17 protein-coding genes are annotated in these 15861 nt (G+C 63.8%); 7 read left to right on the top strand and 10 right to left on the bottom strand.

The genetic code is table 11. From position 1 onward, the window contains the following. Window positions 1-138: 138 nt before the first annotated feature. Window positions 139-702 carry an ActR/PrrA/RegA family redox response regulator transcription factor gene (locus tag CK219_RS07650; RefSeq protein ID WP_040993706.1) on the top strand — a complete coding sequence of 188 codons (564 nt, stop codon included), beginning with the start codon at window positions 139-141 and terminating at the stop codon, window positions 700-702. Between the two features lie 327 nt (window positions 703-1029). Then, window positions 1030-2220 (top strand): Na+/H+ antiporter NhaA, encoded by a 1191-nt coding sequence (nhaA, locus tag CK219_RS07645; protein WP_095766123.1) that lies wholly within the window; start codon window positions 1030-1032, stop codon window positions 2218-2220. On the opposite strand, the gene CK219_RS07640 is transcribed toward nhaA, so the two are convergent. The 3 genes from CK219_RS07640 to CK219_RS07630 all read right to left on the bottom strand — a co-directional run bounded on the left by CK219_RS07640 (window position 2217) and on the right by CK219_RS07630 (window position 4728). Next, on the bottom strand, window positions 2217-3260 hold the full coding sequence (locus CK219_RS07640) for an RNA polymerase subunit sigma-70 (protein ID WP_095766122.1): 1044 nt from the start codon (window positions 3258-3260) through the stop codon (window positions 2217-2219). The two genes, nhaA and CK219_RS07640, sit on opposite strands and share 4 nt — an antisense overlap. A 41-nt stretch (window positions 3261-3301) precedes the next feature. Beyond that, window positions 3302-4048 carry an SDR family NAD(P)-dependent oxidoreductase gene (locus tag CK219_RS07635; protein ID WP_095766216.1) on the bottom strand — a complete coding sequence of 249 codons (747 nt, stop codon included), beginning with the start codon at window positions 4046-4048 and terminating at the stop codon, window positions 3302-3304. 179 nt (window positions 4049-4227) lie between these two features. Continuing rightward, on the bottom strand, window positions 4228-4728 hold the full coding sequence (locus tag CK219_RS07630; protein ID WP_164772367.1) for an MmcB family DNA repair protein: 501 nt from the start codon (window positions 4726-4728) through the stop codon (window positions 4228-4230). A 127-nt stretch (window positions 4729-4855) separates the two neighbouring features. On the opposite strand from CK219_RS07630, the gene CK219_RS07625 reads away from it, so the two are divergent. Next, a complete protein-coding gene (locus CK219_RS07625; RefSeq protein ID WP_141245308.1) occupies window positions 4856-5335 on the top strand; it encodes a hypothetical protein in 480 nt (159 codons plus the stop codon). A gap of 387 nt (window positions 5336-5722) precedes the next feature. Here the strand turns inward: CK219_RS07625 and CK219_RS07615 are convergent, their stop codons facing one another. Beyond that, the gene (locus CK219_RS07615; protein WP_095766118.1) at window positions 5723-5944 is read right to left on the bottom strand and encodes a hypothetical protein; all 222 of its coding nucleotides are present in this window, start codon (window positions 5942-5944) and stop codon (window positions 5723-5725) included. Window positions 5945-6098: 154 nt separating this feature from the next. Between CK219_RS07615 and CK219_RS07610 the strand changes: the two genes are divergently transcribed. After that, window positions 6099-6569, top strand: coding sequence for a nucleoside deaminase (locus CK219_RS07610; protein ID WP_095766117.1), 471 nt, complete (start codon window positions 6099-6101; stop codon window positions 6567-6569). A gap of 13 nt (window positions 6570-6582) precedes the next feature. Here CK219_RS07610 and cueR read toward each other — a convergent pair whose 3' ends face one another. Beyond that, window positions 6583-6972: a Cu(I)-responsive transcriptional regulator gene (gene cueR, locus CK219_RS07605; RefSeq protein WP_095766116.1), complete on the bottom strand. Its 390-nt coding sequence runs from the start codon at window positions 6970-6972 to the stop codon at window positions 6583-6585. 227 nt (window positions 6973-7199) lie between these two features. Between cueR and CK219_RS07600 the strand changes: the two genes are divergently transcribed. Next, entirely contained in the window at window positions 7200-7817 is a 618-nt protein-coding gene (locus CK219_RS07600; protein ID WP_095766115.1) for a L,D-transpeptidase, read from the top strand. Window positions 7818-7975: 158 nt separating this feature from the next. On the opposite strand, the gene CK219_RS07595 is transcribed toward CK219_RS07600, so the two are convergent. The 3 genes from CK219_RS07595 to trpS form a co-directional block, all read right to left on the bottom strand. Beyond that, window positions 7976-8545, bottom strand: coding sequence for a NifU family protein (locus tag CK219_RS07595; protein ID WP_095766114.1), 570 nt, complete (start codon window positions 8543-8545; stop codon window positions 7976-7978). A gap of 200 nt (window positions 8546-8745) precedes the next feature. Beyond that, window positions 8746-9237: a universal stress protein gene (locus CK219_RS07590; protein WP_095766113.1), complete on the bottom strand. Its 492-nt coding sequence runs from the start codon at window positions 9235-9237 to the stop codon at window positions 8746-8748. 98 nt (window positions 9238-9335) lie between these two features. Beyond that, on the bottom strand, window positions 9336-10403 hold the full coding sequence (trpS, locus tag CK219_RS07585) for a tryptophan--tRNA ligase (protein WP_095766112.1): 1068 nt from the start codon (window positions 10401-10403) through the stop codon (window positions 9336-9338). Between the two features lie 234 nt (window positions 10404-10637). Here trpS and CK219_RS07580 point away from each other — a divergent pair, with 234 nt between their 5' ends. Continuing rightward, window positions 10638-10883 carry a type II toxin-antitoxin system VapB family antitoxin gene (locus CK219_RS07580; protein WP_095766111.1) on the top strand — a complete coding sequence of 82 codons (246 nt, stop codon included), beginning with the start codon at window positions 10638-10640 and terminating at the stop codon, window positions 10881-10883. Next, on the top strand, window positions 10883-11287 hold the full coding sequence (locus CK219_RS07575; protein ID WP_095766110.1) for a type II toxin-antitoxin system VapC family toxin: 405 nt from the start codon (window positions 10883-10885) through the stop codon (window positions 11285-11287). Before CK219_RS07580 ends, CK219_RS07575 begins: the two co-directional genes overlap by 1 nt. On the opposite strand, the gene murJ is transcribed toward CK219_RS07575, so the two are convergent. Continuing rightward, window positions 11262-12869: a murein biosynthesis integral membrane protein MurJ gene (gene murJ / locus CK219_RS07570; RefSeq protein ID WP_095766109.1), complete on the bottom strand. Its 1608-nt coding sequence runs from the start codon at window positions 12867-12869 to the stop codon at window positions 11262-11264. The genes CK219_RS07575 and murJ overlap by 26 nt on opposite strands. 39 nt (window positions 12870-12908) lie before the next feature. Further along, window positions 12909-15710, bottom strand: coding sequence for a [protein-PII] uridylyltransferase (locus CK219_RS07565; RefSeq protein ID WP_095766215.1), 2802 nt, complete (start codon window positions 15708-15710; stop codon window positions 12909-12911). Window positions 15711-15861 lie beyond the last annotated feature (151 nt).

The raw sequence follows: 15861 nt of genomic DNA, 5'->3' as shown, positions 1-15861 counted from the left end.
TGCGTAAAAGTGAGGCATGTCGCCTAAAACTGTGCAGCGGCTTGGGGAAGACGATATGCCCGGAAACAGGGATCGGACGGGCCTTCGCCAGGGTAGGTTTCGGCGCGGCGCGCCTCAGGTCAGTGGGATGCCGATAAGATGAGCGGAGACGAAACGACTGGCGCTATGGTCGAGGGCGAGGACACCTCGCTGCTCATCGTCGAGGACGACAAGCCGTTCCTCACCCGGCTTGCCCGCGCCATGGAGACACGGGGGTTCGTGGTCGAGACGGCGGAGAGCGTGGAAGAGGCGGTCGCCAAGGCGCGCGCCCATCCGCCGGCCTATGCGGTTGTCGACATGCGGCTCGGCGACGGCAACGGCCTCGATGTCGTCGCTGCCATCCGCGAGAAGCGCGACGACGCCCGCGCCATCATCCTGACCGGCTACGGCAACATCGCCACCGCGGTGACCGCCGTGAAGCTCGGCGCCGTCGACTATCTTTCCAAGCCCGCAGATGCCGACGACGTCTTCGCCGCGCTCACCCGCACCTCCGGCGAACGTGCGGCGCCCCCGGAAAACCCGATGTCGGCCGATCGCGTGCGCTGGGAGCACATCCAGCGCGTCTACGAAATGTGCGACCGCAACGTCTCCGAGACGGCGCGCCGGTTGAACATGCATCGCCGGACCTTGCAGCGGATACTGGCGAAGCGCGCGCCGCGTTAAACGAGTGTCGTCATCCTAGGGCGAAGCAGGAGCGAAGCTCCGTCGCGAAGACCCTAGGATCCATTCCGTGATCCCGGCCGCAGAACGCAGCGGAGCGGAATTCTGCACCGTTGGCACCGCTCCGATGTAACGGAATGGATCCTCGGGTCTGCGCCGCGTCGCTTCGCTCCTTGCTTCGCCCGTGGATGACGAAGAGACGGGCGTTTCGGCCAACTTCCGAAGCAGGCGATCTGTCAATGTGAACTCGAACGCTTGCTTCGCCAGCCGGGCTGCGCATCATACCTTATAGGTTCCGGCCGTCAGGTCGGGGTGACGGGCGGAGGGACCATGCAAGATAAGCGGCCGAATTCGATCCTGCGCGAGTTCCTGGACAGCGAGGCCGCCGGCGGCATCATCCTGATGGTGGCCGCAGCCCTTGCGCTGATCGTCGCCAATTCCCCTTTGGCCGAAACCTATTTCACTGTCCTGCACGCCTATCTCGGGCCGCTCAGCGTCTCGCACTGGATCAATGACGGGCTGATGGCGGTGTTCTTTCTGCTGGTTGGGCTCGAGATCAAGCGCGAGATGCTGGACGGACAGCTCTCAACCTGGCCGCGCCGCGTGCTGCCGGGCATCGCCGCCGCCGGCGGCATGGCGGTGCCGGCGCTGGTCTATGTCTTGATCAACCGCGACAATGCGGCAGCGCTCTCCGGCTGGGCGATCCCTACCGCCACCGACATCGCCTTCGCGCTCGGCGTGCTTTCGCTGCTCGGCAGCCGCGTGCCCGCGTCGCTGAAGGTCTTCCTCACCGCTCTTGCCATCATCGACGATCTCGGCGCCGTCATCATCATCGCGCTGTTCTACACCAGCGGCCTGTCGCTCGCTTATCTGGCCGCCGCCTTCGTCGTCATCGCGCTGCTCGTCGTGCTCAACCGCATACGGGCCATGAAGCTCTGGCCGTATCTCTTGCTTGGCGCATTGCTGTGGGTGCTGGTGCTCAAGTCGGGCGTGCATGCGACGCTCGCCGGCGTGGCGCTGGCGCTCACCATCCCGCTGGAGCGGTCTCCCGGCATCAGCCGTGATCTCGAGCATTCGCCGCTGCATAGGCTGGAACACGGCTTGCACAGGCTGGTGCCCTTCTTCGTCATCCCGATCTTCGGCTTCGCCAATGCCGGCGTCTCGCTCGGCAGCCTGAGCCTTGCAGCACTGGTTGAGCCGCTGACGCTTGGCGTCGCCGCCGGCTTGGTGCTCGGCAAGCTGGTCGGCGTCTTCGGCTCCTCGGCGCTCGCGATCCGGTTTGGCCTCGCCGACCTGCCGGCCAATGCCGGCTGGCTGCACATGCTGGGCATTTCGCTGCTTTGCGGCATCGGCTTCACCATGAGCCTGTTTATCGGCCTGCTTGCCTTCGCCGGCGACCCGGCGCTGCAGGACGCGGTGAAGGTCGGCATCCTCGCCGGCTCGCTGATTGCCGCCCTCTTGGGCGCCGCCATCCTGCTCATGGCGCCGGCGGGCGGCGGAGTGGAAGAAGATCTGAACTAACCGCGAGGTTCCGGCGGCAGACCGAAGGCTGGAAACAAAGCGGGGCCGAGCGGCGGGACATAGATCGTCAGCGAGGCGATCTTGTCGCCGGCGGCTTCGAGGACATGCAGCGAATGCGGCTGCCACATGGAATTCTGGCGGCCGAGCGCGTAGACGCCCACTGCCGGCTGGGTGTTGGCGCCGATAGCCACCGCGCGATAGCCGGCAAAATTGCCCCAGACGCTGCCCAGGAAAGCGCCGATCGCCGGGCGTCCATGATACCATTCCCGCCATGGCGGCATGTGGTAGATGGCGTCCTCGCGCAGCAGCTCGACGAGTCCGTCGAGATTGTCGGCCTGCCAAGCCTGCATGTAGCGTTCGAGCAGCACGCCTTCGTTCGCGTTGGGCCGCGACCGCTGCGGCGGGCGCCCCTGCGGGTAGCGTTCGCCCAGCGTCGCGCGGGCCCGCTGCAAGGCGCTGTTGATCGAGTCGGTCGACCCGCCCAACAATTGCGCGGTCTCGATGGCGGACCATCCGAGCACATCGCAAAGCAGCAAGGCCGCGCGCTGCCTCGGCGGCAATAGCTGGATTGCCGCCACGAAAGCGAGCCGCACCGCCTCGCGGGCCTCATAGCGCGCTTCCGGGCCGGGCCTGTCGTCGGCGATGTCGGGCAGCTCGGCGTCCGGATACGGCTCCAGCCAGGCGAGCTCCGTGGCCGGGCCGCCGGTCGCTCTGCCCTCAGAGGCCGGCCGCTCGGGTTGCTCAAGAATGCGCCGCGCCAGCGAGCGTGCCTTGATCGCATTGAGGCAGCTGTTGGTGGCGATCGCGTAGAGCCAGCCGCGCGCCGAGCCGCGTCCGTCGAATTGCGACCGCGCGCGCCACGCCTTTAGGAACGTCTCCTGGACGAGATCGTCCGCCTCGTTGAGCGAGCCCATCATGCGATAGCAATGAAGCTTCAGCGCGCGGCGATGGGCGACGGTCAGGCGCTCGAAGGCCCGCCGGTCGAGGGCCGGCTGGCCTGGCCGGCCCAAAGGCTCGATAGGGCCGGAAGCGTCAGTCATGGGAGCCCGGGGAGCTGAATTCGGCCGCCATCCTGCGCGTCTCATGGCGCCGCCGCAAGGCCGCTGCCGCTTACGGTGAAGGAGCTGCCCTGCGGCTTGCCCGTCGAGAGCTGGATCACAGCCTGTCCGACATCGGCCGGCGTCTGCATGTCGCTCATGCTGGCCAGGAAGTCGGCCGGGCGGATGCCCATATAGGCCGCGATGCCTTCAATGCCGCGATCGCCGACCCCGGTGCCCGGCATGATGCGGGCCGGCGAAAGCGCCATGAAGCGCAGGCCGAGGCCGAGGCGGTCCGATTCCTTCTGGCAATGGCCGGCCAGAAATATCTGCATGCGCTTGGCGCCGGCATAGCCGCCGGAATTCGGCGGACCGCCGCTGAAGGCGGCGCCGCTGGCGATCAGCAGCACACGGGTTCCAGGCTTGAGCCGGCCCTTGAGGGCTTCCCGACAGAACAGGAACGATGCCTTGACGTCCATCTCCCAGTTCGCCGAGAAGGCCTCCCAGCTTTGCTCCTGGATCGGCGCCGAAGGGGCGAGCGCGCCCGCGCAGACCACCAGCACGTCGGGTGCCAGCGCATCGAAAACCGCTTGCGGCGCGCCTTCCGCCGTCGCGTCCGTGCTAAGCGTCCTCAAGCCCGGGCGTTCCCAGGCGAGCTGCTTCAGGTCGGCGGCGCCACGGGCGACCGCGAGCACGGTCGCTCCCGCGCCAAGCGCTGCTTCCACGATCGAGCGGCCGACACCCCGGCTGCCTCCGACGACGACGACATTCTGATTTTGCAACGGTTTCATTTGATCACCTTTTTCCAGGCCGCCGGCCATCCGGACGCGCCTGTAGGTGAAGACAATCGGGTTCAGCGGAAATCATCGGTGCGGGAAGAAAATTCTCGCTGGCCTGGCGCAGGGCTGGCCTGAGCCAGGCCTGCGGTCGGAAGCCAGCGGTACGCACCGGCATCCACACACCGCGACGACTACTCGCTCTCGCCATCCAGCGCCGGCACGGCGACGCCGGCAAGCTCGGCCGCCAAGAGCCGCGCGGCGCCTGCGCGGGCAATCCGCAACATCAGCGCCTTGCGCGTCGCTGCCGCCATGCGGTGCTCGGGCGCATCGCGCAGGATCTCCGCGCCATAGCCGTCTGAAAGGATGAAGCCGCATTCCTCAGGAAAGATGTCCTGGGGAACGCCGGGATGGGTGGCGAAGAAGAAGCGGTCGGAATGCAGCCGATAGTCCGGCCATTTGCGGTCGACCCTGAAATCCTCGATCGAGGATTTGATCTCGATGATCCAGATATCGCCCTGCCTGGTCAGCGCCACGAGATCGGCGCGCCGCCCGGTGGCCAGGGAAAGCTCCGGCAGCACATGTGCGCCCATCTCGGTGAGCAGCCGCTGCACGCCGCGCCGCACCAGCATAGCGCGCTCCGACTGGCGGCCGTCGATCAACGGGTTAAGGGGAATCGGGGACACGATGGGCATGGGAGGCACCATGCCAGATTTTGTTCACGGTTTGAACCCCCTGTCAGGTCGCGATTATGACCACGGAATATGTTCGTCGACAGGCCGCCCCTACCCCGGAATAGGCGTCACATGGTAAGGACCGCTGATGCGTGTCGCGAAGTTTAATTGTATATTGATGGCGATCGCTGCTTGTCTCCCTATCGCTGCAGCGGATCCTTCCGGAATAACGCCCGCACAGTTGGTAGGGGACTACGTCAACCTCTCGGTCGAAAATCCCGAGCAGGCCAAGGCGCTCCTAGTGCCGGATGCGACCGCTATCATATTCGACTACGGTTTGCCTTTGGCGGAGAATTTCCCAGAGTTCGTTAAACTTCTTCCAGGATCGGGCTGTTCAAAGCCACTCATTCGGACTGAGGGAAAAGCCGCACACGCCACCAACGTTCACTCAGATGCTGTCATTGTCAGAGTTGAATGGCAGTGCACCAAGCCAACGGAGTTCGTGCTAGCCTCAAACGTGTTGCGCTTCGTCGTTGCCCAGCAAAAAATAGTAGCGGTAGTATTTGAAGACCCGCCCGGCTATCCGCCCAGGTTGAACAGTGGGAACGTCAATCCAAACGGTCCCTAGCTGCAAGCCTTAGGCGTGAGCCGAGTCTCTGTTTGTAAAGTACACATTGTCTGAGGGCAGGGGGGTATCTGGTTGACAGGCCGCTGCTCAATCAGGCGAGCACATGAAAGGCGCATGATGAAACCCAGCAAGTTTATGATGAGAGTCGTTATGGTCGCTATGGAGCTTGCTCTAGTCTGGTTGGTTGCCCAATCCCTTTGGACGGGCCGGATTCCTTTTAAGGATCACGCTGTAGAGCGAGGCCATGACCCATTTACCTACTGGGTAGAGTTGGCCGTGATCGTGTTCGGGATGGTAACCGTGCCGCTCTGGATGATCTACCGGGAACGGCAAGGGCGCTAAGGGATGTTACTTCGACCCCAAACCGCCACCGGCTGAATGGCACCTTTACTCCGAGTCCCCCGCTCGAAATTCATCCGCCAGAAGCCTGGCCAGGTGGTCGCGGCTCAGACTCAATGTCTCTTTCAGGAACCACAGGAAGTTGCTCGGGCCGTCGGTCGGCAGGCCGTTCTCTTCCGCCTGGGTGATGACCGCGCGCTGGCGCTCGATCCGCTGTTCGATCTCGCGGATATGCTGCTCGACCCGTTCGATGTCCTCCTGGATAGCCATCCGGCAATCTCATTGTAGGTGATCGTCAAAATAGCACCAAACCAGGAATGGGTGGAGCGCAAAGCCAAGTAGATGCTTGAGCCGTGGTTCATAGAAGATTAGCCTTGCTGGTCATGCCTCATGGCGGCAATCTCGCCATGAAAGGAATTTTCCCATGACCCGCGACCAGATACTCGCCCACCTCCGGTCCGCCGATGCCGTCGCGCGCGAGGCGGCGGCGCATGGGCATCATCCGTTCGGCTGCGTGCTGGTCGGGCCGGACGATCGCATTTTGATGCGGCAGGGCAATCTCGATACGGTGCGCCATGCCGAGACCGAGCTCGCCCGCCGCGCCGCGGCGGCCTATGAGCCGGAGTTCCTCTGGCAATGCACGCTGGTCTCGACCTTCGAACCATGCGCCATGTGCGCCGGCACGATGTATTGGGCGAATATCGGGCGCCTGGTCTATGGGGTCGAGGAAACCAGCCTCCTGGCACTCACCGGGGATCATGCGGAGAACCCGACCATGAACCTCGCCTCGCGCACCGTGTTCGCGTCCGGCCAGAAAAAGATCGAGGTGTTCGGCCCCTTTCCGGAAATCGCGGACGAGATGCTCGCCCCGCACCGCGATTTCTGGAAGCGCTGACAGGCCTCGGACCTCAGGCCGCGCCCGCCATGTCGTCCAGGATCGGACAGTCCGGCCGGTCGTCGCCGTGGCAGGCGTGGATCAGGGTCTGCAGCGTCGAGCGCATCGACTGCAATTCGCGTACCTTCTCCTCGATCGCCCTGACATGGGCGGCGGCGATCTCGCGCACGTCATGGCTGGCGCGGCCGCGGTCCTGATAGAGCGCCATCAGCTGCCTGCAATCGTCGATTGAGAAGCCGAGATTGCGCGCACGGCGCAGAAAGGCGAGCCGGTGGATATCGTCGCGGGAGTAATCGCGATAGCCGTTCTCGGCCCGCGCCGGGCGGATCAGTCCGATTTCCTCATAGTAGCGAATGGTCTTGGCCGGCAGGCCGGAACGCTCCGCGGCATCACCGACATTCATGGCGCTCTCCTCGCATCGCAGACGGCTCCCTGAGTCGCCCCATTGATTTTGCTTCATAATCCTGTAAGGCCTGTTGCGAAAATGCCGCAGTCGGGCACTTACCGGCGCGTAAGCCCTTGCATATAGGCAGTGCGCGCTTGGCAAGCAAAAGAAATGCCAGCATGAATGGTGGCAACAAAGCGGCCGACTCGTGCCGCTGGTATCGAGGCGGGGCGTCGGACCTTTTCATGCGCTTGAAGTCATTTGCAATCCTCGCCGCTCTTGCGCTGTCGACCTCGATCAGCGGGTGCAGCACCATCGGTGGGCAAATGTTCACCAACAACTATGGCGCGATGACCGATGCCGGCTATCAGCTGCCGCGCATCCCGATCGAGAAGGTCCCCGCCCGGTACCACCGCCAGGAAGTGCGGTACGACTCGTCGGAGAAGCCGGGCACCATCATCGTCGATACGCAGAACAAGTTCCTCTATTTCATCGAGGGCGACGGCATGGCGATGCGCTACGGCATCGGCGTCGGCCGCGAGGGTTTTGAATGGCACGGCACAGCCCATATCGCGCTGAAGCGCGAATGGCCGACCTGGACACCGCCCTCGCAGATGATCAAGCGCCAGCCCGAGCTCGCCAAGTTCGCCGGCGGCATGGAGCCGGGCCTGAAGAACCCGCTCGGCGCGCGCGCCATGTATCTCTTCAACAAGGGCGGCGACATGGGCTACCGCCTGCATGGCAGCCCGGAATGGTTCTCGATCGGCAAGGCGATGTCGTCGGGCTGCATCCGGCTGATGAACCAGGACATTATCGATCTTTACGACCGCACGTCGGTCGGCGCCAAGGTCATCGTGATGTGATCACGCAGGCCGAGGCCAAAAGCTTTCGCAAGCGGACCGTCTAGGCAACAACAAGACGTCCAAAAACAGAAAACCGGGCTGTTGGGGCCCGGTTTTTTGTTTTTGCGATCTCGGATCGGAATTCGCTTCGCCGCACGACGCGGCCGGCCAGTGGGTTCTCAGGCGACCTGCTCGACCTGCTGCACTTCCGGAACAAAGTGGCGAAGCAGGTTCTGGATGCCGTGCTTCAGCGTTGCCGTCGATGACGGGCAGCCGGCGCAGGCGCCCTTCATGTGCAGGAACACGGTGCCGTTCTCGAAGCCGCGGAAGGTGATGTCGCCGCCGTCCTGGGCGACGGCCGGGCGCACGCGCGTGTCGAGCAGTTCCTTGATGGTCAGCACCAGCTCTTCGTCGGCCTTGTCATAGAACTCGCCGGTCTCGCCGGCTTCGCTCGCCGGAGCGGTCGCGGCCATGACCGGCGCACCGGACATGAAATGCTCCATGATGGCACCGAGGATCGCCGGCTTCAGGTGCTGCCAGTCCGGACCGTCCTTGGTCACGGTGATGAAATCATAGCCGAAGAAGACGCCGGTGACGCCCGGGATCTCGAACAGGCGGCCGGCCAGCGGCGAGGCCTCCGCCGCGGCTTCGGCGTTGCGGAAATCGGCTGTGCCTTCGCGCAGCACTTCCTTGCCCGGCAGGAATTTCAGCGTCGCCGGGTTCGGCGTCGATTCGGTCTGGATGAACATGGGTATCTCCAGGCCCTTCCGGGCCGATAGTTTGGAATAATTCTAAATAGGCTCTATCGGCTGGACATTCAAGCGAAACGCGTCGCTGGAACGGCTGGCTGGCGGAATGTTTTTCGGCTTCTATCACGAATGTCGAGGTGGATCGCGATTCGGGTCAGGGCGCCATTTGCAGGCCGGGCTCACCTGAATATCGAAGCACCTCAAGCTAGGCTGTCGATCTCTTCGTCGGACAGGTTCTGCGGCACCACCGTGACCGGAATGGGAAAAGCCGCGCCGCGCCCGGCGACCGCGCTGACCAGCGGCCCTGGGCCTTCCTTGCCGGCGCCGGCGGCCAGCACAAGGATGGCGATGTCCTGGTCTTCCTCGATCAGTTTGTGGATTTCTTCCGTCGGCTTGCCTTCGCGCACCACCAGCTCCGGCTCGATCCCCGCATGCTGGCGCACCTTGTTGGCGTAGCCGTCGAGCGCCGCGCGGGCTGTCGCCGTGGCTTCCTCGCGCATGATCTTTTCCACACCCAGCCAGTGCTGGAAGTCGTCCGGCTCGATGACGTAGAGCAGCACCAGCACGCCGCTGGTGCTTTGCGCCCGCTTCGAGGCATAGGCGACGGCGCGCTCGCATTCGGGCGTGTCGTCGATGATCGCCAGGAACTTGCGGCGATGGCCGGCTTCGCGGCTGAGGCGTTTGGAGACCATGTCTATCTGCTCGGTATGGTTCGGTCGCAATCTGCCACTGCCGCGAACCGGCGGCAAGCCGCCGGTCGGCGCGGCAATGGTCCGAGGAGGTCGCTGGATCAGTCCTGCAGAAGGCCGATAATGTCGCGCACCGTCTTCATCGTGCCCTCGGCGATTGCGCGGGCCCGGTCGCCGCCATCCTTGAGCACGGCGTCGACATAGGCGCGGTCGCCCTCGATGCGGCGCATCTCGGAAGCGATCGGCGCCAGCTTCTCCACGGCAAGATCGGCAAGCGCCGGCTTGAACACGGAAAACTGTTGCCCGCCATACTCCTTCAGCACCTCTTCCTTCGAGATTTCCGCGAGGCCGGCATAGATGCCGACGAGATTTTCCGCTTCGGGCCGGCTTTCCAGCCCGTCGACCTCGCTCGGCAAGGCCTCCGGATCGGTCTTGGCCTTGCGGATCTTCTTCGAGATCGTGTCGGCATCGTCGGTCAGGTTGATGCGCGAGAGATCCGACGGATCCGACTTCGACATCTTCTTCGAGCCGTCGCGCAGGCTCATGATGCGCGCCGCCGGGCCGCCGATCACCGGTTCAGTAATCGGAAAATAGCCGTTCACCGTCTCTTCGCCGACCTGCATTTCGATGCCGACGCCAAGGGCTGCGATCTTCTCGGAGAAGTCGTTGTTGAATTTCTGCGCGATGTCGCGGGTCAGCTCCAGATGCTGCTTCTGGTCCTCGCCCACCGGCACATGCGTTGCGCGGTAAAGCAGGATGTCGGCGGCCATCAGGCTCGGATAGGCGAGCAGGCCGAGCGAGGCGTTCTCGCGGTCCTTGCCGGCTTTGTCCTTGAACTGCGTCATCCGGTACATCCACCCGATACGTGCCACACAGTTGAGGATCCAGGCGAGCTCGGCGTGCTGCATGACCCGCGACTGGTTGAAGACGATGTGCTTCTTGGGGTCGATGCCGGAGGCCAGGAACGCCGCGGTGATCGAGCGCGTCTGGTCGCCCAGGTCCTGATACACGAGCTGCGCCGTCAGCGAGTGCAGGTCGACGACGCAATAGATGCAGTCGGACTGATCCTGGAGGGCGACGAATTTCTTGATGGCGCCGAGATAGTTGCCGAGATGCAGGTTTCCGGTCGGCTGGACGCCCGAAAAGACGAGTGGCTTGAAGGCGGACATGAATTCCTCATGGCTTGTGGAGGGCCGTCTAAGCATGATTCCAAAAAGTTGCAGACTTTTTGGAGCCAATCATGCGGCTGGAAACCGCGCGCGGCGAAAGTCTTGCGACGGCGCGCTTATGGACGAAGCCCGTTGCGGGATCAAGAGGCGCGGACGAGCTGGCATGGGGCATCGGTACGTTGACATTTGCCGTGCATAGGCTACATATTTCTAACTACATAAAGGAATGTAGCTATGACCATCAACATCAACAATAAGGAAGCCGACAGGTTGACGCGCGCTTTCGCCAAAGCTGAAGGGGTCGGCATCACCGAGGCAATCGTGATCGCCATGCGCGAAGCCTTGGAGCGGCGCCGCAATCGCGAGACGCCGCTGGAAACGGCGGCACGACTGCGAGCCGAGTTTGGAATCAAGCTTAGCGAACAAGCGCGCAAACCGCTGCCGCAGTCCGTTTATGATGAACTTTCCGGCGACGACTGATGTTTGTCGACGCCGCAGCCATCGTCGCGATCCTAAGCAACGAGACGGAAGCCGAGCGGTGCGCGCAGGCCGTCATGAAGGCATCGGCACCGTTCACGTCGGCGATAGCCGTTTGGGAGGCAGCGATGGCGCTCGCGCGACCAGAAAAGCTGGCGATTCCGGTCGCCAGAAGCGCGGAGATTGTAGACCGCTTTCTGGAAGAGCGGGCAATTGCCTTGCACGAGCTTCCGCCTGCATCCGAGGCAACATCCCTATCCGTCGAGGCCGCTGCGCGGTTTCGCAACAATGCTATCCGCCTAAATATGGCGGACTGCTTCCACTACGCTTGCGCCCGATACTACGCCGTTCCGATACTTTCTACGGCCAACGAATTCCGACTCACGGATCTGGAGACTGTTCCCTGACGGGCGGTAGCGCCTTGGGTGAACGACGCTTGACGTTCCTCCGAAGCATCCCGAAATCGGCGCCGCCGGTGCCGAAGGCGGCGATGAAATAGAGTGCGGCGCCCCCGGCGACCAGCCCAAGCACCGTCGTCGCCTTCACCACGAGCGGCGAGCCAGGCCCAATCTGCGCGGCAAAGTGGCGCTCCGCGAAGTAAAGCGCCACGGCCATGATTACTGCGGAAAGCACCAGCCGGGGAATGCGTCGCAAGAGCGGCACGTCGCGGCCCCAATGGCCGCGCCTGATCAGCATGGCGAGCAGCATCAGCGCGTTGACCCAGCCGGCGACTGCCGAAGCCACCGCGATGCCAGGCGCGCCCATCGACGGGAACAGGCTCAGCGCCGTGGCGACATTCACGACGACCGAGATGGCGGCAAAGATCATCGGCGTGCGCGTGTCCTCGCGGGCGAAATAGCCTGGCGTGAACGCCTTGATCAGCACGAAGGCCGGCAGGCCGAGGCCGAAGATCGCCAGAATCGAGGCGACGATCGGCGTCGAGTGGTTGGCGGCGAAGGCGCCGCGCTCATAGACCAGCCGCACGATCGGCTCAGACATCACCCAGAGCGCCGCGGCGGCGGGCAGCGTCATGAACAAGGTGAACTCGACCGAGCGGTTCTGCAGGTTGGCTGCCTCGACCAAATTGCCCGATTTCAGCGCCCGCGACAGTTCCGGCAACAGCACAATGGCGACGGCCACACCGACGACGCCGAGCGGCAACTGGTAGATGCGGTCGGCATAGGCAAGCGACGATACGGCGCTATTCTGCGCCGAGGCGATCGCCGTGCCGATCAGCTGGTTGATCTGCGTGATGCCGCCGGTGATCGCCGCCGGCAGTGCCAGGATCAGCAGCCGCTTGACGTTGGGCGTCATCTTCGGCCGGCGGAAGCCGATCGAGATGCCGGCATTGCGCACCGCGATCCAGACGATGGCGAGTTGCACGATGCCTGCCGCCAGCACGCCCCAGGACAGGCCGAAGCCGACATCATGCGCGTCCAGCCCGTGATACCAGGCATAGGCGAGCACGCCGATCAGGATGATATTGAGGAAGGCGGGCGCGATCGCCGCCGCGAAATAGCGGCGCAGCGAGTTCAGCATCCCGGCCATCATGGCGCCGAGCGACATGCATATGAGATACGGGAACATGATTGTCGCAAGCCGGACGGTCGTCTCGAACTTGCCTGGAATGTCGGCAAAGCCCGGCGCCACCAGGTAGCGCACGATCAGCGGCATCGCCAGTTCCATCGCGATGGTCAGCGCCAGAAGCGCGGAGAACAGCACGCCGAACACTTCCTCCGAGAAGCGCTTGGCGCCGTCGGTGCCATGCTGCTCGATCTCCTTGGCGAACAGCGGCACGAAAGCGGCGTTGAAGGCGCCCTCGGCGAACAGCCGGCGGAAGGTGTTGGGAAACTGGAAGGCGGCGTTGAAGGCGTCGGCGACCGGTCCGGTGCCGAGCGCTGCCGCCATCAGCATCTCGCGGCCGAAGCCCAGCGCACGGCTCATCAGCGTGCCGGAGGCGACGGTGGCGAATTTCTTGACTAGGCTCATGCTGGGAACGACTGCCAGAAAAATTGCGTCAAATGGATGTCACTCGGCCGCCGCCTTGGCCTTGCCGTTACGTTCGGACGAATTGCCTTCAAGCGTATCGATCAGCCGCTTGTGGATGGTGGCGGTGCGCGTCGGGCTGTCGATCTTCTGCCCGGTCAGGTCGGTGACGTAGAACGTGTCGATGACCTTCTCGCCGAACGTCGTGATATGCGCCGAGGCGATGTCGAGCGAAAGGTCGGAGAGCGTCCCGGTGATCTCGGACAGCAAGCCCGGCCGGTCCAGCCCCTCGACCTCGATCACCGAAAAACGGTTCGACAGCGTGTTGCGGATTTCGGCGCGCGGCGGAATCCGGAACGCCTTGGCGCCGCGCTTCGGCTTGGTGCGCTTCTCGATCATCTCGGGCAGCCAGCTCTTGCCCGAAAGCACGTCCTCGATCAGCCGGCCGACGCGCTCGGCGCGGCGGCGCTCGTCCTCGTCGCGGTCGAACTCCCTGGAGATCAGTATGGAATCCAGCGCGCGGCCGTCCGAGGTGGTGAAGATCTGCGCGTCGACGATGTTGCCGCCGGCCGCGGCGCAAGCTCCGGCAATGATCGAAAGCAGGCGCGGATGGTCCGGCGCCAGCACGGTGATCTCCGTCACCGCCTCGAACTCATGCGTCTTGACCATGGTGGCAAGCTTCTTGCCGGCCGCATCCGCCTCGCGGATGAATTCGGCATGGCGAAGCTGGTCGGCAAGGTCAACCGCCAGAAGGTAATTCTCGTAGTGCTGCGCGACATAGCGCTTGCGCTCCTTCGCCGGCCAGGCAGACAGTGCCTCGGCCAGCCGCTCGCGCGCCGCGGCCGTGCGCTCGGCGCGCGAGACTTCCGAAAAGCCGCCCGTCAGGAGCAGTTCGGTCTCATAATAGAGCGTGCGCAGCAACTGCCCCTTCCAGCCGTTCCACACGCCCGGCCCGACGCCCCTGATATCGCAGACGGTGAGGATCAAAAGCAGCTTCAGCCGCTCGGCCGATTGCACGATCGAAGCAAAATCCTCGATCGTCTTGCGGTCGTTGAGGTCGCGCGTCTGCGCTGTCATCGACATCACAAGATGGTTCTCGACAAGCCAGGCGACGGTCTCGGTGTCGGCGGCCGACAGCCCCATATGCGGGCAGATGCGCCGCGCGATCCTGGCGCCGGCTTCCGAATGGTCTTCGGGCCGGCCCTTGGCGATGTCGTGCAGCAGCACCGCGACATAGAGCGCCTCACGGCTCTTTCTCAGGCCAGGCATCAGCGTGTGCGACAGCGGATGCACCTTCGCGCCGTCGCCGCGCTCGATCTCGGCCAGCACGCCGATGCAGCGGATCAGATGCTCGTCCACCGTATAGTGGTGGTACATCGAGAACTGCATCATGGCGACGATCTTGCCGAAGTCCGGGATCAGTCTGCCGAGCAGCCCCGCCTCGTTCATGCGCCTGAGATTGAGCTCGGCATTGCGGTCCGATGTCAGGATGTCGAGGAACAGCCGGTTGGCCTCCTCGTCGCGCCGGAGCGACTTGTTGACGAGCCCGAGCGAGCGGGTGAGCAGCTTCAGCGCATCGGGGTGGAATTCCAATCCGTGCTTGTCGGCGAACCAGAACAGCCTCAGCAGGTTGACCGGGTCGCGCTCGAACACGCTGTCGTCGGCGATGTTGATGCGGTGATTGTCGACGATGAAGTCGGAGGTGCCGGCAAGCTTGCGCTTGCGCCGCTGGAAGGTGAGGAAGATGCGGTTGAAGCCCGGCACATGCTTGGCCTGCTCTTCCTCGAGCGCCGCACAGAAGATGCGGGTGAGGTCGCCGACGTCCTTGGCGACGAGGAAATAGTGCTTCATGAAGCGCTCGACCGCCGACAGGCCGGGATGCGTCGTATAGCCCAGCCGCTCGGCGATCTCGCGCTGGATGTCGAAATGCAGCCGCTCTTCCGCCTTGCCGGTGAGGAAATGCATGTGGCAGCGCACCGCCCAGAGAAAATCCTCGGCCTTCTGGAATTCGCGATATTCGGCCTCGGTGAAGACGCCCTTCTCGACCAGTTCCTCGCCGGTGCGCACGCGGTAGAAATATTTGCCGATCCAAAACAGCGTCTGCAGGTCGCGCAGGCCGCCCTTGCCGTCCTTGACATTGGGCTCGACCAGATAGCGGCTTTCGCCGGCCTTGGCGTGGCGCTCGTCGCGCTCGGCGAGCTTGGCCTGCACATATTCCGGCCCGGTCGTGCGCACCACTTCATGGTCGAAGCGGGTGAGCAGTTCTTCATAGAGCTTCTGTTCGCCCCACAGGAAGCGCGCCTCGAGGATCGACGTGCGGATGGTGATGTCGCCGCGCGACAGCCTGAGGCACTCGTCGATGTTGCGGGTGGCGTGGCCGACCTTCAGCCCCATGTCCCACAGCATATAGAGCATGTATTCGACGATCTGCTCGCCCCATGGGGTCTGCTTGTAGGGCAGCAGGAAAAGCAGGTCGATGTCGGAACCCGGCGCCAGCGTGCCGCGGCCGTAGCCGCCGACGGCAACGACCGCCATGCGCTCGGCCGCGGACCGGTTCTTGACCCGATAGACATGGGTGGCGGCGAAATCATAGAGCGCCCGGATCAGTTCATCCATCAGATGCGACAGCCGCTCGGCGCAGGCATTGCCGCCGCCGTCCTGCTTGAGCATGGTCTCGGCGATCTTTCGCCCTTCGGCCATCCTGGCCTTGAGCAGTTGGAGGACGGCCGTGCGGGCAGCCGGTCCTGAACCGTCGCCGGCGCTCACCGCCGTCAACGCGGTCAAGTCGCGGCGCAACGCATCGCCATCGATGATTTCGTCGAGTTTCAGGGAGATCTTTGCCATTCGGCGGCGTCTATAGCCTGTTTTCGCGGCGCTGTGTATGGGGCAGGCGGCCGCGATTGCCATCGCGCAGAAGCGTAATCCGCAATCGCCCGGCCGATTTTCGCAAAAGTCGAAACCGGCTCTTGACCTTCCAGTTACTGGAAGGACTACC

The organism is Mesorhizobium sp. WSM4313 (assembly GCF_002294725.1).
Taxonomy (GTDB): domain Bacteria; phylum Pseudomonadota; class Alphaproteobacteria; order Rhizobiales; family Rhizobiaceae; genus Mesorhizobium.
Note: the sequence above shows the minus strand (reverse complement) of the source record. Positions and strands in the feature narration are given on the sequence as shown.

Excerpts from the sequence above, each read along its gene's own strand:
- CK219_RS07650 (WP_040993706.1), top strand. The coding sequence starts at position 139 with ATGAGCGGAGACGAAACGACTGGCGCTATGGTCGAGGGCGAGGACACC.
- nhaA (WP_095766123.1), top strand. The coding sequence starts at position 1,030 with ATGCAAGATAAGCGGCCGAATTCGATCCTGCGCGAGTTCCTGGACAGC.
- CK219_RS07640 (WP_095766122.1), bottom strand. The coding sequence starts at position 3,260 with ATGACTGACGCTTCCGGCCCTATCGAGCCTTTGGGCCGGCCAGGCCAG.
- CK219_RS07635 (WP_095766216.1), bottom strand. The coding sequence starts at position 4,048 with ATGAAACCGTTGCAAAATCAGAATGTCGTCGTCGTCGGAGGCAGCCGG.
- CK219_RS07630 (WP_164772367.1), bottom strand. The coding sequence starts at position 4,728 with ATGCCCATCGTGTCCCCGATTCCCCTTAACCCGTTGATCGACGGCCGC.
- CK219_RS07625 (WP_141245308.1), top strand. The coding sequence starts at position 4,856 with ATGCGTGTCGCGAAGTTTAATTGTATATTGATGGCGATCGCTGCTTGT.
- CK219_RS07615 (WP_095766118.1), bottom strand. The coding sequence starts at position 5,944 with ATGGCTATCCAGGAGGACATCGAACGGGTCGAGCAGCATATCCGCGAG.
- CK219_RS07610 (WP_095766117.1), top strand. The coding sequence starts at position 6,099 with ATGACCCGCGACCAGATACTCGCCCACCTCCGGTCCGCCGATGCCGTC.
- cueR (WP_095766116.1), bottom strand. The coding sequence starts at position 6,972 with ATGAATGTCGGTGATGCCGCGGAGCGTTCCGGCCTGCCGGCCAAGACC.
- CK219_RS07600 (WP_095766115.1), top strand. The coding sequence starts at position 7,200 with ATGCGCTTGAAGTCATTTGCAATCCTCGCCGCTCTTGCGCTGTCGACC.
- CK219_RS07595 (WP_095766114.1), bottom strand. The coding sequence starts at position 8,545 with ATGTTCATCCAGACCGAATCGACGCCGAACCCGGCGACGCTGAAATTC.
- CK219_RS07590 (WP_095766113.1), bottom strand. The coding sequence starts at position 9,237 with ATGGTCTCCAAACGCCTCAGCCGCGAAGCCGGCCATCGCCGCAAGTTC.
- trpS (WP_095766112.1), bottom strand. The coding sequence starts at position 10,403 with ATGTCCGCCTTCAAGCCACTCGTCTTTTCGGGCGTCCAGCCGACCGGA.
- CK219_RS07580 (WP_095766111.1), top strand. The coding sequence starts at position 10,638 with ATGACCATCAACATCAACAATAAGGAAGCCGACAGGTTGACGCGCGCT.
- CK219_RS07575 (WP_095766110.1), top strand. The coding sequence starts at position 10,883 with ATGTTTGTCGACGCCGCAGCCATCGTCGCGATCCTAAGCAACGAGACG.
- murJ (WP_095766109.1), bottom strand. The coding sequence starts at position 12,869 with ATGAGCCTAGTCAAGAAATTCGCCACCGTCGCCTCCGGCACGCTGATG.
- CK219_RS07565 (WP_095766215.1), bottom strand. The coding sequence starts at position 15,710 with ATGGCAAAGATCTCCCTGAAACTCGACGAAATCATCGATGGCGATGCG.